Genomic DNA, 22,788 nt, shown 5'->3' on the forward strand with positions numbered 1-22,788 from the left:
AAACCTGACTTACTTTAGTGTGAGACTCTTGATACTTTCGCTATCTGATCCGAGGATCAGCTCGCTACCATCAAGCGCCCACACTTATCGGCTGTTAATTTTTAAAGAGCGTTTCTGCGAGGAATCTTGAACCCCTCAGCAGCGCTGCGTTTTCAGCAGCAGAGAAGCGAGATTATGAACCGTGTTTCGCAGCTCGTCAACAACTTTCTGAACGACTTCGTTGCGACCGCGGGGCTCAACTTCCGTACCGCCGAGGCTCGCTACCGCCGAGGCTCAACAGCACTGCTTCCCTTCCTTCCGCGCCGCGTTTCCGTTGGCGCGAAAGAGGCGTGATTCTAAGCACCCGCCCCCGTCCACGCAAGCGCTTTGTGAAGAAAGTTTGAAAAAGCCTCCGTGCGCTGCCGCGCACGGAGGCTTTGCGCTCGACGAACGATGTCGCGCTGTCGGCCCGCAGGCCGTCGGCAACCTTTCCCTCTCTATATATAGAAGTGCGTCACTTGCCGCCCACCGCGACCTGCAGTCGCTCGACCGGCACCGCGTCGGCCATCGCCGTATAGCCCGCATCGCTCGGATGGATACCGTCGCCGCTATCGTATCGGCGCTGCAGCACGCTCGGGCGCGCCGGGTCGCGCAGGACCGCGTCGAAGTCCACCACGCCGTCGAACCCGCCGCCGCTGCGAATCCACCGGTTCACCTCAAGGCGGATCGCCTCGCGTCCGGCCGGCAACGCCGCTGGCGTGAGCGTCGCGCCGAACACCTTCACGCCCTGCCGGTGCGCCGCCTCGATCAGGCGCCGATAGCCGTCGATCAGCGACGCGGCCGTCACCTGCGTGTGCGGGTGATCGCAATCGAGCCCCGCACGCGGCGGCATCGCCGCGAAGTTGATGTCGTTGATCCCGATCAGCACGATCGCCGCCTTCACGCCGGAGCGCGACAGCGCATCGCGCTCGAATCGCGACGCCAGCGACGTGCCGTAGCAAGCGGAATCGCTGAGCAGCCGGTTCCCGCTGATGCCGAGATTCACGACACCGATCGAATCGACGCCCGACGCCGTCAGCCGGCGCGCGAGCGCGTCCGGCCAGCGGCGGTTCCGGTTCACGCTGGAGCGCAGCCCGTCGGTGATCGAATCGCCGATCGCCGCCACGCTGGCGTGCGCCGAGCCGGCGTCGACGGCCAACTCGGTCACCCATGCATATTGGGTAAAACGGGTCCGGAAGTCGGCGGCACCCGGATCGCCTACGTGATCACCCGGCGCGGACACGTAATTGAACTGGTTCGATACGCGATGCCAGACCATCATCCGCTGGTCCGGCCCCATCTGGAGACTGATCGCATACGGCTGCGCGGCCGTCACGCCGATCGTCACCGGGTCGCTTTCGAGCTCCGCGCCCGGTGCGAGCGTCACCGACGCCTTGCCGCCGAACCGAACCGGCACCGTCGCGCCGCCGGCGAGCGCAGCACCGTCGCCGGCGCGCGCGAGGCTCGCGGCCTCGATGACCAGCGGTGCGCGACCGTATGCATTGCTCACGCGAATCCGCGCGGCGCGTCCCGACACGGTCGGGTAGACGATCTGGCGCACGGTCCGCCCGGCCACGTCGGGGGCGCGATAAAGCGGCGGCGGCGCGGCGAGATCGGGAATCGGCTGCAGCGCGGTCGCCCACGCGGCGACCCACCCGGCCGGTGCGGCCGACACCGCAAGCGGCGCCACGAGAACGGCCGCACCCAGCACGGCCGCGGCGAAACTGCTTCGAAATGACATCGGCAAAATCCTCATCGGAAAGCGGGCATTGTGCCGCAGAAGCCGAAGACGCGAGACCACGTGCGGAGCCGTAGCTGCGCCCACCTGACCGCACCCTGACTTCCCTCGTTTACCCGAATCCCACTGCAAATCCGCAAGAAATTTATTAACCGACCGGTCGGTTGGTTTATACTTCGCACACATTCAACCGGACGAGAGCTTTCGCCATGTACACGCAATCCCTCGACATCCCCGGCAACGTCGCGCCGCTCGACGCCGCAGCCGAGTCGCCCGAGCAGGCGCGGTTCGATGCGGTGATGGCCGCGGACGGCAAGATCGAACCGCAGGACTGGATGCCCGACGCGTATCGCAAGACGCTGGTACGCCAGATCTCGCAGCACGCGCATTCCGAAGTCGTCGGCATGCTGCCGGAAGGCAACTGGATCTCGCGCGCGCCGAGCCTGAAGCGCAAGGCGATCCTGCTCGCGAAGGTGCAGGACGAAGCCGGCCACGGCCTCTATCTTTATAGCGCGGCCGAAACGCTCGGCGTATCGCGCGACTCGCTGATCGACGCGCTGCACGCCGGCAAGGCGAAATACTCGAGCATCTTCAACTACCCGACGCCGACCTGGGCCGACGTCGGCGTGATCGGCTGGCTGGTCGACGGCGCCGCGATCATGAACCAGATCCCGCTGTGCCGCTGCACGTACGGCCCGTACGCGCGCGCGATGATCCGCGTGTGCAAGGAAGAGTCGTTCCACCAGCGCCAGGGTTTCGACGCGCTGCTGTCGATGATGAAGGGCAGCGACGCGCAACGCGCGATGGTCCAGCAGGCGGTCGACCGCTGGTGGTGGCCGGTGCTGATGATGTTCGGCCCGAGCGATGCCGATTCGGTCCATAGCAGTCAGTCCGCGAAATGGGGCATCAAGCGGATCTCGAACGACGATCTGCGCCAGAAATTCGTCGACGCGACGGTCGACCAGGCCAAGGTGCTCGGCGTGACGCTGCCCGATCCCGACCTGAAATGGAACGAAGCGCGCGGCCACCACGACTACGGCACGATCGACTGGGACGAATTCTGGCGCGTGGTCAACGGCGACGGCCCGTGCAACAAGGAACGCCTCGCGACGCGCGTGAAAGCACACGAGGATGGCGCCTGGGTGCGCGAAGCCGCGCTCGCGCACGAAGCGAAGCGCCGCGCCCGCGCCGAACAGCACGCCGCCTGAGCGGCACCCCTCGAATTCAGGAATCTGGAGAAAGTGATGAACAAGGAATGGCCGATCTGGGAAGTGTTCGTGCGCAGCAAGCAGGGCCTCGACCACAAGCATTGCGGCAGCCTGCACGCCGCCGACGCGACGATGGCGCTGCGCATGGCGCGCGACGTGTACACGCGTCGCCAGGAAGGCGTGAGCATCTGGGTGGTGCCGTCGTCGGCGATCACCGCGTCGGACCCGAGCGAGAAGGCCGAACTGTTCGAGCCGGCGGGCGACAAGATCTACCGTCACCCGACGTTCTATACGCTGCCCGACGAAGTCAACCACATGTAACGCCCGCGCCATGACGATCACGCCTGAACACCTCTCCTACGTGCTGCGCCTCGCGGACAATGCGCTGATCCTCGGTCAGCGCAACGCCGAATGGTGCGGCCACGGCCCGATCCTCGAGGAGGACATCGCGCTCACCAACATGAGCCTCGACCTCATCGGCCAGGCGCGCATGCTGTATACGCACGCGGCCGAGCTCGAGCGCCAGCTCACCGGCGCGACGAAGACGGAAGACGATTACGCGTACTTCCGCACCGAGCGCGAGTTCGCGAATTTCACGCTCGCCGAGTTGCCGCACTATGGCCCCGTCTCCGGTACCGCGCACGCCGACAAGGACTACGCGGTGACGATCGTGCGCAACTTCCTGTACGCGGCGCTGATGCTGCACGTGTGGAGCGCGCTGGAGGCGTCGACCGACACGCAACTGGCCGCGATCGCCGCGAAATCGGTGAAGGAAACCCGCTATCACGTCCAGCATGCGCGCGAGTGGCTCGTGCGCCTCGGCGACGGCACCGACGAATCGCACCGCCGCGCGCAGGCCGCGCTCGACTATCTGATGCCGTACACGCGCGAATTCTTCGCGGCCGATGAAATCGACGACGCGATCGTCGCGGCGGACATCGGCCCCGCACCGGGCGCGATCGAGGCCGCGTGGCGCGCGGACGTGGAAGACGCACTCGCCGAAGCCACGCTCACGCCGCCTGCGCCCGTGAAACATGTGACGACCGGCAAGCAGGGCGAGCATTCGGAACACATGGGCTACCTGCTCGCCGAAATGCAGAGCCTTGCGCGCCAGCACCCCGGCGCGAGCTGGTAACCGGCCCACGCCACGGAGCCCGACGATGTCCGCCCAGACCGCCGCCCCTGCCCACGCCGCGCCCGCCGCGCACCGCGACGATCCGCTGCTCGCCCGCGCGTGGGACGTGCTCGAAGCCGTGCCCGATCCGGAGATCCCGGTCGTGTCGATCCGCGAGCTCGGCATCCTGCGCGACGTCCGCCGCGCGGACGACGGCCAGCTCGAAGTCGTGATCACGCCGACCTACTCGGGCTGCCCGGCGATGTCGCAGATCGCCGAGGACATCGCCGCCGCGCTGCAGGCCGCCGATCTGCCGCCGCACCGGATCGAGACGGTGCTCGCCCCCGCGTGGACGACCGACTGGATCACGCAGGAAGCGCGCGACAAGCTGCGGGCCTACGGCATCGCGCCGCCGGTCGGCCAGTGCGGCAGCGCCGCGCCGCGGGAGAACGTCGTGCGCTTCGTGCCGCGGCCGGTCGCGGCGCCCGCCTGCCCGCGCTGCGGCTCCGCGCGCACCGAACGTCTCGCGCAATTCGCGTCCACGGCGTGCAAGGCGCTGTATCGCTGCATCGACTGCCGCGAACCCTTCGACTACTTCAAACCCTACTGAATATGGCGACCCCGCAATTTCATCCGCTGCGTATCCGCGACGTGCGGCCCGAGACCGCCGACGCCGTGACCGTCTCGTTCGACGTGCCGCCCGAGCTGCGCGACGCGTACCGCTTCACGCAGGGCCAGTTCGTCACACTGAAGACCCACATCGACGGCGAGGAGACGCGCCGCTCGTATTCGATCTGCGTCGGCACGACGGACTATGACCGCGACGGCGAACTGCGCATCGGCATCAAGCGCGTGCGCGGCGGCCGCTTCTCGAACTTCGCGTTCGACACGCTGAAGCCCGGCCACACGATCGACGTGATGACGCCGGACGGCCGCTTCTTCACGCACCTGAACGCCGACCACGGCAAGCAGTACGTCGCGTTTTCCGGCGGTTCGGGGATCACGCCAGTGCTCGCGATCGTGAAGACGACGCTCGAGCTCGAGCCGCGCAGCACGTTCACGCTGATCTACGGCAACCGCAGCGTCGACGCGATCATGTTCGCGGAGGAGCTCGAGGACCTGAAGAACCGCTACATGAACCGCTTCGTCCTCTATCACGTGCTGTCGGACGACCTGCAGGACGTCGAGCTGTTCAACGGCGTGCTCGACCAGGCGAAATGCGCGGAATTCCTCGCGACGCTGACGCCGGCCGACGCGATCGACGAGGCGTTCATCTGCGGCCCGGCGCCGATGATGGACGCCGCCGAAGCCGCGCTGAAAGCGGCCGGCGTGCCGCAGGCGAAGGTGCACGTCGAGCGTTTCGGCACACCGCTGCCGCAGGCCGGCGCACCGGTCGTCGAGATCACCGATCAGACGCCCGCCGCCGACCTCGAAATCGTGCTCGACGGCAAGAAGCGCAAGCTGCGTCTGCCGTACGAAGGCGTGAGCCTGCTCGACGTGGGCCTGCGCGCGGGCCTCGCGCTGCCGTATGCGTGCAAGGGCGGCGTGTGCTGCACGTGCCGCGCGAAGGTGGTCGAGGGCGAAGTGCGGATGGAGAAGAACTACACGCTCGAGGAGCACGAAGTCAGGGACGGTTTCGTGCTGACGTGCCAGTGCCACCCGATCAGCGACAAGGTCGTCGTGAGCTTCGACGAACGTTGAGCGGCGTCGAACCGTCGCGACGCACCGGTTTCTCGTCGTCACACATCTCGCTTACACTAGGGGCCGCCGGCCGGCTGGACATCGCAACGTCCGCCCGGCCGGCGGTTTTCTTTTGTTGACGACAGGCCGATGAGTACCATTCATGTGATTCAGGGCGGCACCGCCGCCGCGTCGCTGCGTGAGGCCCTTGCGCAAGCCGGACGCGACGAGCGCGTCGTCGGGTTGCTCGACGATCTCGGCGTCGGGCCGCTGAAGGGCGTCGACGAGACGCCCGACACGCGCGCCGCCTTCTGGCAGCACGTGCTCGGCGACCAGATTCCCGACTGGAACGCGGAAATCGAGGCCGAATTAGCGCGCCTCGACCAGCTCGCGACGGATGCCGGCCAGGTCGTCGTGTGGCACGCGCCGAGCGTCGGCGACAAGCTGCTGCTGCGCCGCGTCGCCTATCACCTGCGCAACGTGCCGCAACGCCTGAACGAGGTACGGCTGTCGGCCGCCGACCTCGACGCCGCGCCGCGCGCAGCGCTGTCGCGCACCGACCAGGCGTGCTCGACCGGGATGTTCTCGCCCGCGGAGCTGACGCGCAAGCGGCCGGCGGCCGCGCCGGTCTCGGTCCTGCGCATCGGCCGCCTCGCGCTCGAATGGCAGGAGGCGAAGCATCTGAACGCCGAACTGCGTTATTGGGTCAGCAACACGATCAAGAGTGGCCACTACGCCGATCTCGACGCGTTGATCGTCGCGCGCACGGCAGCCGACTGGCAGCCCGCGCGACACCTCGTCGGCAGCATCATGGCCGCCGCCGACCGCGGCGGCCTGTTCGTCAGCGACGCGATCGCGTGGTGGCGCTGCCGCGAACTCGCGGCCGCCGGCCGGCTCGAGCTGCAGGACGACGCGCCCGACGCCCTCTCTTCCACGCAGGTGCGCGCGGCCCGCGCCGCCGCGCACCGCTAATCTTTCGCATTCGACCATGGCCCGAACCCGAGCGCCCGACCACGAATCCCAGCGCGAGCAGATCCTCGATCTGGCCGCCGAGAAATTCGCGCAGACGAGCTACCCGAGCACGTCGATGTCCGATCTCGCGACCGCGAGCGGCACGTCGAAGGCGCGGCTCTATCACTATTACGAGAGCAAGGAAGCGATCCTGTTCGACCTGCTCGACCGCTACACGAAACGGCTGATGCTGATCATCGCCGAGGTCGAGGGCGCGAGCCAGCGGCGCGGCCTCAGCGAGCGCGACGCGTTCGCCGAACTCGTGCGCGCGTTCCTCGCCGAGTACGAGACGTCGCACAGCCGCCACGTCGCGCTACTCAACGACGTGAAATATCTGGAGGACGCGCAGCGCGAAATCGTGCTCGATCGCCAGCGCGACATCGTCGCGGCGTTCACGCGGCAGCTCGCGCGCGCCTACCCCGACCGCATCTCGAAGGAAAACCAGACCTCCGTCACGATGATGGTGTTCGGGATGATCAACTGGACCTTCACGTGGCTGAAGCCGGGCGGGCGCCTCGGCTACCGCGACTTCGCCGAACAGGTGATCGACCTGATCGAGCGCGGGCTGTCGACGGCGGCCTGATTGCCGCGCAGCAGCATGCGTTGCGCGCCGGGCACAGTGCGACCGCTCGCCGCGTATTTCATATGATGAATTTTAAATCCGTTTAAAATCAAACAGATATAGAATGAACTAAGCGGATTTAGAATTCCTCCTCGGCACAAACAACGTCAAATACGGGTTTTCCCCAACCCCGCTCGGGTAAAATGCTGTTGCATTGCACAACCCGCTTGTGCGCCACACTGAGGAACCCACGATGAACACGCAATTCAACGGCCGTGCCGATGCTGTCGGCAAGGTCGGTACTGCGCCGGTTCTCGTCAGGGAACTGGCTTCCAAAGACCGTGAGCAGATGCTCACCCACTTTCTCTCGCTCGACGAAGAGGACCGCCTGCTGCGCTTCGGTCAGATGGTGCCCGACCACGTGATCGAGAACTATGTCCGCACGATCGATTTCGGTCGCGATACCGTGTTCGGCGTGTTCGACCACGACCTCGAACTGATCGGCGTCGGTCATCTGGCCTATCTGCCGGCCGAGGGCGACAAGCGCACGGCCGAATTCGGCGTGTCGGTGCTCGAAAGCGCGCGCGGCCGCGGGGTCGGCTCGAAGCTGTTCGAGCGCGCGGCGATCCGCAGCCGCAACACGCACGTGACGATGCTGTACATGCATTGCCTGTCGCGCAACGCGACGATGATGCACATCGCGAAGAAGTCCGGGATGCGGATCGAGTATGCGTACGGCGAAGCCGATGCGTACCTGTCGCTGCCGCCGGCCGACCACTCGACGATCATCGCCGAGATGCTGCAGGAACAGGCCGCGGTGTTCGACTACGCGATGAAGCGCCAGGCGCGCCGCACGACGAAGTTCATCGAATCGCTGATGCCCTCCGCACTGACGGCCTGACGTCGGTAGCCTCTGCCAGCCGGGTTGCGCCTGCCGCGCGCCCGGCGCCCCCTCCTCCCTTTCCCGCCGCGCCAGCTAGCGCACCGAACGAATCGGCAACGCCGTCGTTTCCTTGAAGCAGTCGAGCGAGAAGCTCGTTTTCACGTCGATCACCGACGGGTGATGCAGCAGATGCTCCTGCACGAAGCGGGAGAAATGCGCCATGTCCTCGACCTGCACGCGCAACAGGTAATCCATGTCGCCCGTCATCGCGTGGCACGCGACCACTTCCGGCCAGGTCTGCACGGCCGCGCGAAACAGCTCCGCGTGGGTCGCGCCCGCGCGCGCCGACGTCTCGTCGGCCCGCATCGGCGCGAGGCCACCGCGCTTTTCGAGCCGCACGCTCACGTACGCGAGCAGGTCGAGCCCGAGCTTCTGCGGATTCAGCAGCGCGACGTAGCCGGTGATCACGCCCATTTCCTCGAGCCGCCGGATTCGCCGCAGGCACGGGCTCGGCGACAGGTTCACGCGCTCGGCGATCTCCTGGTTCGACAGGCGCCCGTTCTCCTGAAGAATCGCGAGAATTCGCCGATCGATGGCATCCAATTCGGCTTGCGCCATCTTCTGCCCTCCACTGATTATTTTGAGACTGGAAATTGCGCCATCGTAGGCGCGGGCGATTAAGTTCGCAAGTTTCCGCTCGCGGCCGCCCGCTACACTCTGTCGCATGTCTCGACTCGCCGCACACGCGCCTTGCGGGCGCGGCCGTCGACATCGAACCCCGCCGGGCACGCGCACGCCGCCCCGGCCGATCGCCCCGCACAGGAGACACGACATGCAGATCCCCACCTGGGACAACCCCGTCGGCACCGACGGCTTCGAATTCATCGAATACACGGCACCGGACCCGAAAGCACTCGGACAACTGTTCGAACGGATGGGTTTCACCGCGATCGCGCGCCATCGCCACAAGGACGTGACGGTGTACCGCCAGGGCGACATCAACTTCATCATCAACGCCGAACCCGATTCGTTCGCGCAACGCTTCGCGCGGCTGCACGGCCCGTCGATCTGCGCGATCGCGTTCCGCGTGCAGGACGCGGCAAAGGCGTACCAGCGCGCGCTCGAACTCGGCGCATGGGGCTTCGACAACAAGACGGGCCCGATGGAGTTGAACATCCCGGCGATCAAGGGCATCGGCGATTCGCTGATCTATTTCGTCGACCGCTGGCGCGGCAAGAACGGCGCGCAGCCGGGCGCGATCGGCGACATCAGCATCTATGACGTCGACTTCGAGCCGATTGCCGGCGCGAACCCGAATCCGGTCGGCCACGGCCTCACCTACATCGACCACCTGACGCACAACGTGCATCGCGGCCGCATGCAGGAATGGGCCGAGTTCTACGAGCGCCTGTTCAACTTCCGCGAAGTGCGCTACTTCGACATCGAAGGCAAGGTGACGGGCGTGAAGTCGAAGGCGATGACGTCGCCGTGCGGCAAGATCCGCATCCCGATCAACGAGGAAGGCTCGGACACGGCCGGCCAGATCCAGGAGTACCTGGACGCGTATCACGGCGAAGGCATCCAGCACATCGCGCTCGGCGCGAGCGACATCTATCAGGCGGTCGACGGGCTGCGCAGCAAGGAAGTGAAGCTGCTCGACACGATCGACACGTATTACGAACTGGTCGATCGCCGCGTGCCGAACCACGGCGAATCGCTGGACGAGCTGAAGAAGCGCAAGATCCTGATCGACGGCGCGCGCGACGACCTGCTGCTGCAGATCTTCACCGAGAACCAGATCGGGCCGATCTTCTTCGAGATCATCCAGCGCAAGGGTAATCAGGGCTTCGGCGAAGGCAACTTCAAGGCGCTGTTCGAATCGATCGAGCTCGACCAGATCCGTCGCGGCGTCGTGCAGGACAAGGCCTGACGCTTTCCGCCGCGCGGCGGCGGCGCCGGGCAACCCGGGCGGCCGCACCATCCGCGCAGCACAAAGAAAAAGGGCGGGAATCCGAGGATTCCCGCCCTTTTCATATTCCGGCGCAGCCCGCGGGCCGCGCGATCGCATCAACGCACGCTCGCCTTCGATTCGGCGGCACGCTCGGCCGACGGCTGGGCCGCGGCGCCTTGAGCCGGCACGATCTGCTGCATCTGCGCGCCGGCTGCCGCCAGTGCGCTCGCGCCTCGCGCGTGCACCGGGCCGGTCATCGAGAAAAACGCGGCGGACACGATCAGGAAACTCTGGATATGACGTGTGTTCATTGCACCTCCTGTAAAACTGCCGGCGCCTCCCCGACTGCGTCGGAACGAACCCACGCGGCCGGGCACCTCCGGCAGGCCGACAAGATTAACGGCATTTGCCCGCAGATCAACGCGGCTTTACATGCTTTTACATGATGTAACGCATCATCTCGCCCTGTTTCTCAATGTGCGGCCGCCCGTCTCTCCGCGTTGCGACCGATGGGCGGCGGGTTTGCCCCAGTGCTACCATCCCTTAAAACCGGCGAACATGCCGGCCACTGCAGACGCGTCCAAAAGATGCCGACGCAACCGAAGTTTTGGTGATCCCAGACCGGGTGGAGGAGACAGTTAATGAATGCCCCGCTAGACGCAGACCAACGCGCGTCGCTAGAAGCCGCGCTGAAGTCCGTCACGCTTGACGACAAATACACACTGGAGCGCGGCCGCGCGTACATGAGCGGCATCCAGGCCCTCGTGCGCCTGCCGATGCTCCAGCAGGAACGCGACCGCGCCGCCGGTCTCAATACGGCCGGCTTCATCTCCGGCTACCGCGGCTCGCCGCTCGGCGGCCTCGATCTGTCGCTCTGGAAAGCCAAGCAGCACCTGGCCGCCCACCAGATCGTGTTCCAGCCCGGCCTCAACGAAGATCTCGCCGCCACCGCCGTGTGGGGCTCGCAGCAGGTGAACCTGTACCCCGGCGCAAAATACGACGGCGTGTTCGGCATGTGGTACGGCAAGGGCCCGGGCGTCGACCGCACCGGCGACGTCTTCAAGCACGCGAATTCGGCCGGCTCGTCGCAGCACGGCGGCGTGCTGGTGCTCGCCGGCGACGACCACGCGGCGAAATCGTCGACGCTCGCGCACCAGTCCGAACACATCTTCAAGGCCTGCGGGCTGCCGGTGCTGTTCCCGTCGAACGTGCAGGAATATCTCGACTTCGGCCTGCACGGCTGGGCGATGAGCCGCTACTCGGGCCTGTGGGTCGCGCTCAAGTGCGTGACGGACGTCGTCGAATCGTCGGCGTCGGTCGATATCGACCCGCATCGCACCGAGATCGTGCTGCCGACCGATTTCATCCTGCCGGAAGGCGGGCTGAACATCCGCTGGCCCGATCCGCCGCTCGTGCAGGAAGCGCGACTGCTCGACTACAAGTGGTACGCGGCGCTCGCCTACGTGCGGGCGAACAAGCTCGACCGGATCGAGATCGATTCGCCGCACGCGCGCTTCGGGATCATGACCGGCGGCAAGGCGTACCTGGACGTGCGCCAGGCGCTGACCGACCTCGGGCTCGATGACGAAACCTGCGCACGGATCGGTATCCGCCTGTACAAGGTCGGCTGCGTGTGGCCGCTCGAAGCGCAGGGCGCGCAAGCATTCGCGCGCGGCCTCGACGAAATCCTGGTGGTCGAGGAAAAGCGCCAGATCCTCGAATACGCGATCAAGGAAGAGCTGTACAACTGGCCCGACGCGCAACGCCCGCGCGTGTTCGGCAAGTTCGACGAGAAGGATGGCGCCGGCGGCGAATGGTCGGTGCCGATGGGCAACTGGCTGCTGCCCGCGCACTACGAGCTGTCGCCGGCGATCATCGCGAAGGCGATCGCGACGCGGCTCGAGAAGTTCGAATTGCCGTCCGACGTGCGCGCGCGCATCGCCGCGCGGCTCGCGGTGATCAACGCGAAGGAAATGGCGCTCGCGAAGCCGCACGTGCAGACCGAGCGCAAGCCGTGGTTCTGCTCGGGCTGCCCGCACAACACGTCGACCAACGTGCCGGAAGGCTCGCGCGCGATCGCCGGCATCGGCTGCCACTACATGACCGTATGGATGGACCGCAGCACGAGCACCTTCAGCCAGATGGGCGGCGAAGGCGTGCCGTGGATCGGCCAGGCGCCGTTCACCGACGAAAAGCACGTGTTCGCGAACCTCGGCGACGGCACCTACTTCCACTCGGGCCTGCTGGCCGTGCGCGCGGCGATCTCGTCGAAGGCGAACATCACCTACAAGATCCTATACAACGACGCGGTCGCGATGACGGGCGGCCAGCCGGTCGACGGCGTGCTGACGGTGCCGCAGATCACGCACCAGCTCGCGTCCGAAGGCGCGAAGAAGATCGTGATCGTCACCGACGAGCCGGAAAAGTACGACAGCCAGAAAGCGCTGCTCGCGCCGGGCGTGACGATCCATCACCGCGACCAGCTCGACGACGTGCAGCGCGAGCTGCGCGAGATCGAAGGCACGACGATCCTGATCTACGACCAGACCTGCGCGACCGAGAAGCGCCGCCGCCGCAAACGCGGCACGTATCCGGACCCGGCCAAGCGCGTCGTGATCAACGACGCGGTGTGCGAAGGCTGCGGCGACTGCTCGGTGCAGTCGAACTGCCTGTCGGTCGAGCCGCTGGAAACCGAATTCGGCACGAAGCGCCAGATCAACCAGTCGAGCTGCAACAAGGACTTTTCGTGCGTGAAGGGGTTCTGCCCGAGCTTCGTCACGGTCGAGGGCGGTCAGCTGAAGAAGCCGAAGGCCGTGTCGGTCGACGGCAGCGCATTGCCGCCGATTCCGGAACCGACGCTGCCGGCGATCGATCGCGCGTACGGCGTGCTCGTCACCGGCGTGGGCGGCACGGGCGTCGTCACGATCGGCGCGCTGCTCGGGATGGCCGCGCATCTGGAAAACAAGGGCGTGACCGTGCTCGACGTCACCGGCCTCGCGCAGAAAGGCGGCGCCGTGATGAGCCACGTGCAGATCTCGCACGCGCCGACCGACATCCACGCCACGCGGATCGCGATGGGCGAAGCCGATCTCGTGATCGGTTGCGATGCGATCGTCACGGCCGGCGACGAGTGCACGTCGCGCATGCGCCACGACACGACGCGGGTGGTCGTCAACAGCGCGCAGACGCCGACCGCCGAGTTCATCAAGAACCCGAACTGGGCGTTCCCGGGCCTGTCGGCCGAGAACGACATTCGCGCGGCCGCAGGTGTTGCGGTGGACTTCATCGACGCGAACCGCTTCGCGGTCGCGCTACTCGGCGACGCGATCTACACGAACCCGTTCGTGCTCGGCTACGCGTGGCAGAAAGGCTGGCTGCCGCTGACGCTCGCGTCGCTCGAACGCGCGATCGAGCTGAACGCGGTGTCGGTCGAGAAGAACCGTGCGGCGTTCGACTGGGGCCGCCGCGCCGCGTACGACCTCGCCAGCGTGAAGCAGGCCGTGGCCGGCGACGCCCGCCCCGCGCAAGGCGCCACGGTGATCTCGCTGCACACGAAGAAGGCGGTCGACGCGCTGATCGCGAAGCGCGTGGAGTTCCTCACCGCGTACCAGAACGCCGCGTACGCGTCGCGCTATGCGGCCTTCGTCGACAAGGTGCGCGCCGCCGAGCGTGCGCTGGCGGACGGCGACACGGTGCAGGAGCCGCTGACCGAAGCGGTCGCGCGCAACCTGTTCAAGCTGATGGCGTACAAGGACGAGTACGAGGTCGCGCGGCTGCAGTCCGACCCCGCGTTCCTCGCGCGCCTGACCGCGCAGTTCGAAGGCGACTGGAAGCTGAAATTCCATCTCGCGCCGCCGCTGTTCGCGAAGACGGACGCCCACGGCCATCTCGTGAAGAAGGCGTACGGCCCGTGGATGATGTCGGCGTTCCGGCTGCTCGCGAAGGCGAAGTTCCTGCGCGGCACGGGGCTCGACCCGTTCGGCCGCACCGCGGAGCGCCGCACCGAGCGCGCGCTGATCGGCGAGTACGAAACGCTGATCGACGAGGTGCTGACCCGGCTGAACGCGGCCAACCGCCCGCTCGCACTCGAACTCGCGGCGCTGCCGGACGGCATTCGCGGCTACGGCCACGTGAAGGAGAACAACCTGCGCGCGGTGCGGCAGAAGTGGGACACGCTGCTCGCGAAGTGGCGTTCGCCGGCAGGCGGGCAGTCGCACCAGCAGGTCGCGTAAGGGCGCGCGCGGCGGGCGTTCGCGGTCTGGACGCCCTTTCCGCACCGCCATCGCTTTTACGGTTCAGGCGAAAAAAAACGCCACGGAACGCAGGTTCCGTGGCGTTTTTCATTGTGCCGCGAGTAACGCGCGGCACACGCGGGCGTGGACTTACTTCGTATTCACGTTCGCGGCGGCAACGGCCGTCATGTTGATGATCCGGCGCACGGTCGCGGCCGGCGTCAGGATGTGGACCGGCTTGGCCGCGCCGAGCAGGAACGGGCCGACCGTCACGCCTTCGCCGCCGACCATCTTCAGCAGGTTGTACGCGATGTTCGCCGCTTCGACGTTCGGCATGATCAGCAGGTTCGCTTCGCCCGACAGCGTCGTGCCCGGGAACGCCTGCTTGCGGATCAGTTCCGACAGCGCCGCGTCGCCGTGCATTTCGCCGTCGACTTCGAGGTTCGGCGCACGTTCGACGATCAGCTTGCGGGCCTCGGCCATCCGGCGCGACGACGCCGACGGCGCGCTGCCGAAGTTCGAGTTCGACAGCAGCGCGGCCTTCGGCGCGATGCCGAAGCGCTCGATCTCGGCCGCGGCCTGGATCGTCATGTCGGCGAGCTGGTCGGCGCTCGGCAGCTCGTTCACGTACGTGTCGCACACGAACAGGTTGCGGCCCGGCAGCATCAGCAGGTTCATCGCGGCGAAGTGCTCGGCGCCCTTCGCGCGGCCCAGCACCTGCTCGATGAACTTCAGGTGGCTGTGGAACGTGTCGATCATCCCGCAGATCATCCCGTCCGCATCGCCCAGATGGACGAGCATCGCGCCGATCAGCGTGTTGAACTTGCGCATCGCGGCCTTCGCGACTTCCGGCGTCACGCCGTCGCGCGCGCCGATCTCCTGATACGCCTGCCAGTAGCGGTGGTAGCGCGCATCGTCTTCCGGATCGACGATTTCGAAATCGACGCCGGCCTTCAGCTTCGAGCCGATCTTCTGCAAGCGCATGTCGACGACCGACGGACGGCCGACGATGATCGGCTTGGCGATCTTTTCCAGCAGCACGAACTGTGCGGCGCGCAGCACGCGCTCGTCCTCGCCTTCGGCGAACACGATGCGGGCCTCCTTCTGCTTCGCGGCCGCGAACACCGGGCGCATCACCATGCCGGTGCGGTAGACGGTCGCGCCGAGCTGCTCGCGGTACGCGTCCATGTCCTGGATCGGACGCGTGGCGACGCCCGAATCCATCGCGGCTTGCGCCACGGCCGGCGCGATCTTGATGATCAGGCGCGGGTCGAACGGCTTCGGAATCAGGTAGTCCGGCCCGAATTCGAGCGAATGGCCTTCATACGCCTTCGCGACTTCCTCGCTCTGGTCGGTTTCCTCGGCCAGCTCGGCGATCGCGCGCACGCACGCGAGCTTCATTTCTTCCGTGATCGTCGTCGCGCCGACGTCGAGCGCGCCGCGGAAGATGAACGGGAAGCACAGCACGTTGTTGACCTGGTTCGGGTAGTCCGAACGGCCGGTCGCGACGATCGCGTCCGGGCGCACGGCCTTCGCGTCTTCCGGGCGGATTTCCGGTTCCGGGTTCGCGAGCGCCAGGATCAGCGGGCGCTCGCCCATCGTCTTGACCATGTCCTGCTTCAGCACGCCCGCACTCGAGCAGCCGAGGAATACGTCCGCGCCGACGATCGCGTCGGCAAGCGTGCGCGCGTCGGTGTTCGCCGCATAGCGCTGCTTCGACGGATCGAGGTTGCCGCGCCCTTCGTAGATCACGCCCTTCGAATCGGCGACGAGGATGTTCGACTTCGTGAGGCCGAGGTTCACCAGCAGGTCCAGGCACGCGATCGCCGCCGCGCCCGCGCCCGAACACACGAGCTTCACTTCCGACAGCTTCTTGCCGACGACCTTCAGGCCGTTCAGGATCGCAGCCGACGCGATGATCGCGGTGCCGTGCTGGTCGTCGTGGAAAACGGGAATCTTCATGCGCTCGCGCAGCTTCTGCTCGATGTAGAAGCACTCCGGCGCCTTGATGTCCTCGAGGTTGATGCCGCCAAGCGTCGGCTCGAGCATCGCGATCGCCTCGACGAGCTTGTCGGGGTCGGACTCCGACAGTTCGATGTCGAACACGTCGATGCCCGCGAATTTCTTGAAGAGGCAGCCCTTGCCTTCCATCACCGGCTTCGCGGCCAGCGGGCCGATGTTGCCGAGGCCGAGCACGGCGGTGCCGTTCGTGATGACGCCGACGAGGTTGCCGCGCGACGTGTACTTCTGCGCGTCGAGCGGATCGGCGTGGATCGCCTCGCACGCAGCGGCAACGCCGGGCGAATACGCGAGCGACAGATCGAGCTGGTTCGACAGCGGCTTGGTCGGGGTGACCGAAATCTTGCCGGGTTTCGGGTTCAGGTGATAAGCGAGAGCGGCCTGCTTCAGTTGTTCGTCCATGATTGACCTGCGAGAGACATGCGAAATATTGACGACTCAGTACACAGCACCTTCGGCCGCGTCTGCTTGAATCGAGGGGATGGTCGACTGCGAGACGGCCCGCGACGCGCCGGATCGGCACGCCATCGAACCTTGGCGGATGGCAAGAGGAAGGTCCAAAGTACTGAACGATTTCTTAGGGCCGCCTAGTGTACACCCCCTAAATGACCTCCGTTGGTGCACCGCCGCATCCCCGGCATCAGCATCGGATGGTCGTGCCCCGTTTGTTTCGCCGGTGGTGAGCGGCATGGCGAACCCGCGCGAATTCCGCCGAAAACCGGCCTGAATCGGGTAAAATAGCGGGCTACGCGCGCAGCGATGCGATTGGTCCGCCGATCGCGCCCCGGCCCTTCGGGCAGGTTCCCCTTGCTGCGCCACCGGGCCCGCGCCCGCTCCTCGCTCATCACCCAAGGAATGCCCATGACAGGCTACGATCGTCAGTCGATCTCGGATACGACCGCCAAAATCCTGCTCGAAGTGCAGGCGGTGCACTTCAATGCCGAAAAACCGTTCATCTTCACGTCCGGCTGGGCAAGCCCCGTCTATATCGACTGCCGCAAGCTGATCTCGTATCCGCGCGTGCGCCGTGCGCTGATGGAAATGGCGGAAACGACGATCACGCGCGACATCGGCTTCGAGCAGATCGACGCGGTGGCGGGCGGCGAGACGGCCGGCATCCCGTTCGCGGCCTGGATCGCGGACCGGATGATGGTGCCGATGCAGTACGTGCGTAAAAAGCCGAAGGGTTTCGGCCGCAACGCGCAGATCGAAGGCCATCTGGAAGAAGGCTCGCGCGTGCTGCTGGTCGAAGACCTGACCACCGACAGCCGCAGCAAGATCAACTTCGTCAACGCGCTGCGCACCGCGGGCGCGACGGTGAACCACTGCTTCGTGCTGTTCCACTACGACATCTTCAAGGAAAGCGTGTCGGTCCTGAAGGACATCGACGTCGACCTGCACGCGCTCGCGACGTGGTGGGACGTGCTGCGCGTCGCGAAAGCGTCGGGCTACTTCGAGACGAAGACGCTCGACGAAGTCGAGAAATTCCTGCACGCACCGGCCGAATGGTCGGCCGCGCACGGCGGCGCGACGGCCCCGAAGGAATGACGCCACGCCGGCACGCGTGCCGGCGCACTGGCCAAGAAAACCGCCTGCTTGATCGCAGGCGGTTTTTTTTCGTCCGTCGACCGGCGCGCTGACCCATCGCAATCGCGCGCGACGGCGGGCGTCGCTCATCGAACCCTAATGCTAGACTTGATCCATCGCCGCCCTCAGCGCTGCGGGCAACATACAACGCCAACAATGCCGGGCGGTTCGGCCCGGCCCACGTGACGGGAGAAGCGCCATATGCGTGTGGATCGCCGGATCACTCCGCCTGCGCCATCGGGTCGCCCTTCTCCGTTTCTTCTCTCCGCCCTCCTGTGCGCCGCCGTTTTCGCGGCGCTGCCCGCGCGTGCCGAAGGCCCGTTCACCGTGACGAGCGACGACCTGACGCCCGGCGCGCGCGTGCGGCTCGCGAACGTGTTCGATCGCGGCGACTGCAAGGGCGCGAACCGCTCGCCGCAACTCGCATGGCACAACCCGCCGCCCGGCACGCGCGGCTATGCGGTCACGATCTTCGATCCCGACGCGCCCGGGCACGGCTGGTGGCACTGGGCCGTCGCGGGCATCCCGGCGACCGTCACGAGCCTGCCGGCCGACGCCAGCGCCTCCGGCTTCCTGCGCCGCATCGGCGCGAGCGAGGCGCGCAACGACTTCGGGCTCGACGGCTACGGCGGCCCGTGCCCGCCGCCCGGCAAGCCGCATCGCTACGTGATCACCGTCTACGCGCTGAAAGGCACCGACCTGCGCGTCTCGCAGGGCCGCCCTGCGCCGATGTTCGAGCACGAGATCGGCACGCTCGCGATCGGCACCGCGCAACTCACGGTCACTTACGGGCAGTAGCCACGTCCTGCCGGGCACCGCCGCCGCGATTGCCGGCCACCGCGAATTTCAGTGCGCCGCGCACGCACGTTGTCTCGTCATTTCGGCTTGCTAGACTCGTCGTCACCGGTCACGGCATGACTTGCCGCGCGACCGTCGCGCCGCCTGCCGGCGACGCGTGACGCGGCGAGCCTGCGGTCCGCCGTTCCCGTCCCTTTCCGGAGAACGCTTCATGTCGAACATCGTCATCGTCTATCACAGCGGCTACGGTCATACGCAGAAACTGGCCGAAGCCGTGCACGCGGGTGCGCAGGATGCCGGCGCGAACGTACGCCTGATCGCCGTCGGCGACCTCGACGACGCAGGCTGGGCCGCGCTCGACGCGGCCGACGCGATCGTCTTCGGCGCGCCCACCTACATGGGCGGCCCGTCGGCACAGTTCAAGCAGTTCGCCGATGCCACGTCGAAAGCGTGGTTTACGCAGAAGTGGAAGGACAAGATCGCCGCGGGCTTCACGAACTCCGCGACGATGAACGGCGACAAGTTCTCGACGATTCAATATTTCGTCACGCTGGCGATGCAGCATGGGATGGTGTGGGTCGGCACGAGCCTGATGCCGGCGAACTCGAAGGCGGCCACGCGTAACGACATCAATTACCTCGGCGGCTCCACGGGCCTGCTCGCGCAGTCGCCGGCGGATGCGACGCCCGACGAGGGGCCGCTGCCGGGCGACCTCGAGACCGGCAAGGCATTCGGCCGGCGCGTCGCCGAAGCGACGGCGCGCTGGGACGCCGGCGCCCGCTGAGCACGCCCCCTCCCCGGCCCGCGCGCGGGCCGGCGGGCGTCAAACGGACACCAGGACGGCCCGCGGGCCGTCTTTTTTCGCCCCGCGCGGTGCAGTGCCGCCGGATGACGTCTTAGAATGGCGGTTTCAGGGCGCCGCGGCTCCCGTTTCATTCAGTGAGAGCGAAATGAGCACCAAAGTTTTTGTCGACGGCCAGGAAGGCACGACCGGCCTCAAGATCTTCGAATACCTGTCGGCACGCAGCGACATCGAGATCCTGCGCATCGATGAAGCGAAGCGCAAGGACGTCGACGAGCGCCGCCGCCTGATCAACGCGTCGGACGTCACGTTCCTGTGCCTGCCGGACGTCGCGTCGCGCGAATCCGCGTCGCTCGTCGAGAACCCGAACACCACGCTGATCGATGCGAGCACCGCGTTCCGCACGAATCCCGACTGGGCGTACGGCCTGCCGGAGCTGACCCGCGCGCAGCGCGAGAAGATTCGTACGTCGAAGCGCATCGCGGTGCCCGGCTGCCACGCATCGGCGTTCGTGCTCGCGATGCGTCCGCTCGTCGATGCGGGCATCGTCGCGCCGACGTTCGCCGCGCACAGCTACTCGATCACCGGCTACAGCGGCGGCGGCAAGTCGATGATCGCCGAGTACGAAAGCGCCACACCGGGCGGCAAGCTCGCGAGCCCGCGCCCGTACGCGCTCGGCCTCACGCACAAGCACCTGCCGGAAATGGCCGCGCACACGGGCCTCGCGAACGCGCCGATCTTCACGCCGATCGTCGGCCCGTTCCTGAAGGGCCTCGCGGTGACAACCTACTTCACGCCCGAGCAGCTCGCGAAGCGCGCGACGCCGCAGGACGTGCAGCGCGTGTTCGCCGAGTACTATGCGGACGAGGCGTTCGTGCGCGTCGCACCGTTCGACGCGGAAGCCAACCTCGACAGCGGCTTCTTCGACGTGCAGGCGAACAACGACACGAACCGCGTCGACCTGTTCGTGTTCGGCAACGCGGAGCGCTTCGTCACCGTCGCGCGCCTCGACAACCTCGGCAAGGGCGCGTCGGGCGCCGCGATCCAGTGCATGAACCTCAACATCGGCGCGGCCGAGGACGCGGGCCTCAAACGCTGATTCAGCATCGCATGCCATGCAAAGCCGGCCACTGGCCGGCTTTTTATTTACCCGTATCAGGCAATATATAAAAACACCGGATCGCGCCTTTACAAATATTTACAAGCTTTCCATTGCGCGATTACAAGTGAATTAATCCAGCCCCTCCTCATCCAGTCAATCCCGAATAGGGATAAACCGGATACCCGTCGATTTAAACACTGCCGTTATACGCAGGAAGGCGCTGCGAGAGCGTGCCGGGCGTCGCGCATCCCCCACTCCGGCAGCTTTCGGCAGCCTGTCTCGCGTTTAAATTCTTACTCATTGCCTTATCGGGCAAGGATTCAAATCGCGACTCCCGTTTCAATCGCCTTTTTTAGACGGGTTCATCAATTGACAGCAAAAACCCAGGCAGCGACATTAGCTCGCACAATTAAACGATTGGAGACAGCGGCATGTCGCACGCCTTATCGAAGGGGGTGGCAACGGCCTTTGCCATTGCCCCTTTCCTGGTTGCATGTGGTGGGGGGGACTCCGGCGGCGCGCTCGCGCCGATCAATGCGCCCCAATGTTCCGGCTCGAGTTGCGGCACGCAAGGGCAGCCGCCTTCGCAGCCCATCAACGGCGCACTGTGCCCGGCCAACGCGGATATCGTGAAGAGCACGTATCTCGGCGGCGCGGGGAGCGGCGAGATCGTCAGCGTCAACATCGACGCGGTCGCGATGACGTACACGCTCAAGTGGCTTGAATCGCCGATTCCGCTGAAGACCGGCACCGTCACGCCGAGCCGCGTCGGCACGACCATCACCGGCAAGGTCATCCACCCGCCGACCGGCACGCTGCCGACCGCCGAGCAGACGCGCTGCGCGTTCGTCCTCACGCCGGGCACCGGCCCCGCGCCGGACGGCTCGACCTATTCGACGGCCGCCGACTTCAACCAGGCGAACCCGCCGATGCTGCTGGTCGGCATGGGCGTGGCGGGCGGCGGCATTCCCGGCGCGACGATCCAGTACGACGGGCTGACGATCATCCCGGGCGTCGTGCAGAACGTCGGCCAGGTGCCGAACCGTCACTTCGACTTCTATCCGTTCCTCGGCTTCGCGAACACGACGACCGACCTCTCGAAGCTGCCGGGCACGTACAACGCGCTGCTCTACCACCTCGTGCCGTCGGGCAACTACGCGACGAAGGGCTCGAACTCGAGCGAGACGTTCGACGCGAACGGCGCGTGCACGTCGAGCGGGTCGGGCGGCTGCCAGACCACCGGCGATCCGTGGAAGACGAGCGCGAACGGCGGCTACTTCGACAGCACCAAGGCGCCGCAGACGCTGCCGCAGACGCAACTGCCGATCGTCGGCGCGACCGGCAAGTCGGCGACCGCGCACATGGTGATCGGCCAGCTCAACGGCGCGACGGTGCCGGTGATCGTGCGCACGGGCAACGTGAATCTCGGCACGCCGCCGCTGCACCTCGACGCGCAGGTCGACGACGAATCGGGCATCGCGGTGCTCGGCGCGGCGACGGCCGTCACGTCGGGCACGATCGATGGCGGCTACGCGGGCGCGGACTCGAACTTCAAGTACACGGCCGCGCTGATCCGCGGCAGCAACGCGTCGTTCATCAACCCGTCCACGCAAGCCGAGGAAGACGGCTTCACGCTCGACTACGGCCAGACGACGCCGGGCCTGCTGAACGCGAAGACCACCCCGCCGAGCGGCGCGAGCTACCCGTCCGCATCGGGCGTGGTGATCGCGACGGGCGGCCTGTATGCGGCGCTGATCCAGGGCACGGTGAACGGCGGCGTCACGTCGACGTCGGCGAATTCGACGACGTCGTCGACCCCGTACTTCGGCGTGGGCGCGCAGATCAGCAAGTAGCGATCGAGGACGCGGCGGCCGGCCTGCCGCCGCGGATGGCAGGGAAGGCACGAAGGCGCTCGGCACGGCGCAGGCAGGACGAGTACGACCAACAGAAGCGGCCGACAGGGAGCTGGCCGCCGCACAAAGACAAATCTGGAGGAGCAACATGAAGCGCAACCTCATTCTGGCGGCGGCCCTTGCCGCCCCCCTTCTTTCCGCATGCGGCGGCGGTAGCGACAATCCGCCCC

General features: G+C 66.4%; 20 protein-coding genes. 16 read left to right on the plus strand and 4 right to left on the minus strand.

Annotation, left to right across the window (positions count from 1 at the left end; translation table 11 throughout):
- Nucleotides 1-126: 126 nt before the first annotated feature.
- The gene (locus H3O04_RS20260) at nucleotides 127-333 is read left to right on the plus strand and encodes a hypothetical protein (RefSeq protein ID WP_162595495.1); all 207 of its coding nucleotides are present in this window, start codon (nucleotides 127-129) and stop codon (nucleotides 331-333) included.
- Nucleotides 334-493: 160 nt separating this feature from the next.
- Here H3O04_RS20260 and H3O04_RS20265 read toward each other — a convergent pair whose 3' ends face one another.
- On the minus strand, nucleotides 494-1,759 hold the full coding sequence (locus H3O04_RS20265; protein WP_202588322.1) for an SGNH/GDSL hydrolase family protein: 1,266 nt from the start codon (nucleotides 1,757-1,759) through the stop codon (nucleotides 494-496).
- A gap of 206 nt (nucleotides 1,760-1,965) precedes the next feature.
- Between H3O04_RS20265 and paaA the strand changes: the two genes are divergently transcribed.
- From paaA to H3O04_RS20305, 8 genes are all read left to right on the plus strand, one after another.
- Nucleotides 1,966-2,964, plus strand: a complete 999-nt coding sequence (paaA, locus tag H3O04_RS20270) for a 1,2-phenylacetyl-CoA epoxidase subunit PaaA (RefSeq protein WP_006477414.1) — start codon at nucleotides 1,966-1,968, stop codon at nucleotides 2,962-2,964.
- 36 nt (nucleotides 2,965-3,000) lie between these two features.
- Nucleotides 3,001-3,285 carry a 1,2-phenylacetyl-CoA epoxidase subunit PaaB gene (paaB, locus tag H3O04_RS20275; protein ID WP_006482881.1) on the plus strand — a complete coding sequence of 95 codons (285 nt, stop codon included), beginning with the start codon at nucleotides 3,001-3,003 and terminating at the stop codon, nucleotides 3,283-3,285.
- A gap of 10 nt (nucleotides 3,286-3,295) precedes the next feature.
- Entirely contained in the window at nucleotides 3,296-4,099 is an 804-nt protein-coding gene (paaC, locus tag H3O04_RS20280) for a 1,2-phenylacetyl-CoA epoxidase subunit PaaC (protein WP_202588323.1), read from the plus strand.
- Nucleotides 4,100-4,124: 25 nt separating this feature from the next.
- Nucleotides 4,125-4,688: a 1,2-phenylacetyl-CoA epoxidase subunit PaaD gene (paaD, locus tag H3O04_RS20285; RefSeq protein ID WP_053524988.1), complete on the plus strand. Its 564-nt coding sequence runs from the start codon at nucleotides 4,125-4,127 to the stop codon at nucleotides 4,686-4,688.
- A gap of 2 nt (nucleotides 4,689-4,690) precedes the next feature.
- Nucleotides 4,691-5,779, plus strand: coding sequence for a 1,2-phenylacetyl-CoA epoxidase subunit PaaE (gene paaE / locus H3O04_RS20290; protein WP_074801586.1), 1,089 nt, complete (start codon nucleotides 4,691-4,693; stop codon nucleotides 5,777-5,779).
- 129 nt (nucleotides 5,780-5,908) lie between these two features.
- Nucleotides 5,909-6,730: a DUF1835 domain-containing protein gene (locus tag H3O04_RS20295; protein WP_202588324.1), complete on the plus strand. Its 822-nt coding sequence runs from the start codon at nucleotides 5,909-5,911 to the stop codon at nucleotides 6,728-6,730.
- A 16-nt stretch (nucleotides 6,731-6,746) separates the two neighbouring features.
- The gene (locus H3O04_RS20300) at nucleotides 6,747-7,352 is read left to right on the plus strand and encodes a TetR/AcrR family transcriptional regulator (protein WP_006482923.1); all 606 of its coding nucleotides are present in this window, start codon (nucleotides 6,747-6,749) and stop codon (nucleotides 7,350-7,352) included.
- 232 nt (nucleotides 7,353-7,584) lie between these two features.
- A complete protein-coding gene (locus H3O04_RS20305) occupies nucleotides 7,585-8,232 on the plus strand; it encodes a GNAT family N-acetyltransferase (protein WP_023476804.1) in 648 nt (215 codons plus the stop codon).
- 75 nt (nucleotides 8,233-8,307) lie between these two features.
- Here the strand turns inward: H3O04_RS20305 and H3O04_RS20310 are convergent, their stop codons facing one another.
- Nucleotides 8,308-8,832, minus strand: coding sequence for an Lrp/AsnC family transcriptional regulator (locus H3O04_RS20310; protein WP_011546655.1), 525 nt, complete (start codon nucleotides 8,830-8,832; stop codon nucleotides 8,308-8,310).
- A 214-nt stretch (nucleotides 8,833-9,046) separates the two neighbouring features.
- On the opposite strand from H3O04_RS20310, the gene hppD reads away from it, so the two are divergent.
- Nucleotides 9,047-10,144 (plus strand): 4-hydroxyphenylpyruvate dioxygenase, encoded by a 1,098-nt coding sequence (gene hppD / locus H3O04_RS20315; RefSeq protein WP_006477405.1) that lies wholly within the window; start codon nucleotides 9,047-9,049, stop codon nucleotides 10,142-10,144.
- A 137-nt stretch (nucleotides 10,145-10,281) separates the two neighbouring features.
- On the opposite strand, the gene H3O04_RS20320 is transcribed toward hppD, so the two are convergent.
- Nucleotides 10,282-10,476: a hypothetical protein gene (locus H3O04_RS20320; protein ID WP_012327745.1), complete on the minus strand. Its 195-nt coding sequence runs from the start codon at nucleotides 10,474-10,476 to the stop codon at nucleotides 10,282-10,284.
- Nucleotides 10,477-10,806: 330 nt separating this feature from the next.
- Here H3O04_RS20320 and H3O04_RS20325 point away from each other — a divergent pair, with 330 nt between their 5' ends.
- Nucleotides 10,807-14,397, plus strand: a complete 3,591-nt coding sequence (locus H3O04_RS20325) for an indolepyruvate ferredoxin oxidoreductase family protein (protein ID WP_202588325.1) — start codon at nucleotides 10,807-10,809, stop codon at nucleotides 14,395-14,397.
- Between the two features lie 150 nt (nucleotides 14,398-14,547).
- Here H3O04_RS20325 and H3O04_RS20330 read toward each other — a convergent pair whose 3' ends face one another.
- Nucleotides 14,548-16,818, minus strand: coding sequence for an NADP-dependent malic enzyme (locus tag H3O04_RS20330; RefSeq protein ID WP_006477404.1), 2,271 nt, complete (start codon nucleotides 16,816-16,818; stop codon nucleotides 14,548-14,550).
- Nucleotides 16,819-17,277: 459 nt separating this feature from the next.
- On the opposite strand from H3O04_RS20330, the gene H3O04_RS20335 reads away from it, so the two are divergent.
- The 5 genes from H3O04_RS20335 (at nucleotide 17,278) to H3O04_RS20355 (ending at nucleotide 22,558) form a co-directional block, all read left to right on the plus strand.
- Nucleotides 17,278-17,964: an orotate phosphoribosyltransferase gene (locus tag H3O04_RS20335; RefSeq protein WP_011546659.1), complete on the plus strand. Its 687-nt coding sequence runs from the start codon at nucleotides 17,278-17,280 to the stop codon at nucleotides 17,962-17,964.
- Nucleotides 17,965-18,204: 240 nt separating this feature from the next.
- Nucleotides 18,205-18,801 (plus strand): YbhB/YbcL family Raf kinase inhibitor-like protein, encoded by a 597-nt coding sequence (locus H3O04_RS20340; protein ID WP_011546660.1) that lies wholly within the window; start codon nucleotides 18,205-18,207, stop codon nucleotides 18,799-18,801.
- A 211-nt stretch (nucleotides 18,802-19,012) separates the two neighbouring features.
- Nucleotides 19,013-19,585, plus strand: coding sequence for a flavodoxin family protein (locus H3O04_RS20345; RefSeq protein WP_011546661.1), 573 nt, complete (start codon nucleotides 19,013-19,015; stop codon nucleotides 19,583-19,585).
- A gap of 166 nt (nucleotides 19,586-19,751) precedes the next feature.
- Nucleotides 19,752-20,702 carry an N-acetyl-gamma-glutamyl-phosphate reductase gene (argC, locus tag H3O04_RS20350; protein WP_202588326.1) on the plus strand — a complete coding sequence of 317 codons (951 nt, stop codon included), beginning with the start codon at nucleotides 19,752-19,754 and terminating at the stop codon, nucleotides 20,700-20,702.
- Nucleotides 20,703-21,136: 434 nt separating this feature from the next.
- Complete coding sequence (locus H3O04_RS20355; protein WP_006477399.1) at nucleotides 21,137-22,558, plus strand: DUF2957 domain-containing protein; 1,422 nt, start codon at nucleotides 21,137-21,139, stop codon at nucleotides 22,556-22,558.
- Nucleotides 22,559-22,788 lie beyond the last annotated feature (230 nt).

Origin of the sequence: Burkholderia sp. KCJ3K979, assembly GCF_016759955.1 — a bacterium.
Lineage (GTDB): Bacteria > Pseudomonadota > Gammaproteobacteria > Burkholderiales > Burkholderiaceae > Burkholderia > Burkholderia orbicola.

What these genes read in the sequence shown, in the direction of transcription:
- paaE (WP_074801586.1), top strand. Translation starts at nt 4,691, where the DNA reads ATGGCGACCCCGCAATTTCATCCGCTGCGTATCCGCGACGTGCGGCCC.
- H3O04_RS20335 (WP_011546659.1), top strand. Translation starts at nt 17,278, where the DNA reads ATGACAGGCTACGATCGTCAGTCGATCTCGGATACGACCGCCAAAATC.
- H3O04_RS20325 (WP_202588325.1), top strand. Translation starts at nt 10,807, where the DNA reads ATGAATGCCCCGCTAGACGCAGACCAACGCGCGTCGCTAGAAGCCGCG.
- argC (WP_202588326.1), top strand. Translation starts at nt 19,752, where the DNA reads ATGAGCACCAAAGTTTTTGTCGACGGCCAGGAAGGCACGACCGGCCTC.
- H3O04_RS20265 (WP_202588322.1), bottom strand. Translation starts at nt 1,759, where the DNA reads ATGTCATTTCGAAGCAGTTTCGCCGCGGCCGTGCTGGGTGCGGCCGTT.
- paaA (WP_006477414.1), top strand. Translation starts at nt 1,966, where the DNA reads ATGTACACGCAATCCCTCGACATCCCCGGCAACGTCGCGCCGCTCGAC.
- H3O04_RS20340 (WP_011546660.1), top strand. Translation starts at nt 18,205, where the DNA reads ATGCGTGTGGATCGCCGGATCACTCCGCCTGCGCCATCGGGTCGCCCT.
- H3O04_RS20310 (WP_011546655.1), bottom strand. Translation starts at nt 8,832, where the DNA reads ATGGCGCAAGCCGAATTGGATGCCATCGATCGGCGAATTCTCGCGATT.
- H3O04_RS20345 (WP_011546661.1), top strand. Translation starts at nt 19,013, where the DNA reads ATGTCGAACATCGTCATCGTCTATCACAGCGGCTACGGTCATACGCAG.
- H3O04_RS20300 (WP_006482923.1), top strand. Translation starts at nt 6,747, where the DNA reads ATGGCCCGAACCCGAGCGCCCGACCACGAATCCCAGCGCGAGCAGATC.
- H3O04_RS20320 (WP_012327745.1), bottom strand. Translation starts at nt 10,476, where the DNA reads ATGAACACACGTCATATCCAGAGTTTCCTGATCGTGTCCGCCGCGTTT.
- H3O04_RS20330 (WP_006477404.1), bottom strand. Translation starts at nt 16,818, where the DNA reads ATGGACGAACAACTGAAGCAGGCCGCTCTCGCTTATCACCTGAACCCG.
- H3O04_RS20305 (WP_023476804.1), top strand. Translation starts at nt 7,585, where the DNA reads ATGAACACGCAATTCAACGGCCGTGCCGATGCTGTCGGCAAGGTCGGT.
- H3O04_RS20295 (WP_202588324.1), top strand. Translation starts at nt 5,909, where the DNA reads ATGAGTACCATTCATGTGATTCAGGGCGGCACCGCCGCCGCGTCGCTG.
- H3O04_RS20355 (WP_006477399.1), top strand. Translation starts at nt 21,137, where the DNA reads ATGTCGCACGCCTTATCGAAGGGGGTGGCAACGGCCTTTGCCATTGCC.
- hppD (WP_006477405.1), top strand. Translation starts at nt 9,047, where the DNA reads ATGCAGATCCCCACCTGGGACAACCCCGTCGGCACCGACGGCTTCGAA.
- paaC (WP_202588323.1), top strand. Translation starts at nt 3,296, where the DNA reads ATGACGATCACGCCTGAACACCTCTCCTACGTGCTGCGCCTCGCGGAC.
- paaD (WP_053524988.1), top strand. Translation starts at nt 4,125, where the DNA reads ATGTCCGCCCAGACCGCCGCCCCTGCCCACGCCGCGCCCGCCGCGCAC.
- paaB (WP_006482881.1), top strand. Translation starts at nt 3,001, where the DNA reads ATGAACAAGGAATGGCCGATCTGGGAAGTGTTCGTGCGCAGCAAGCAG.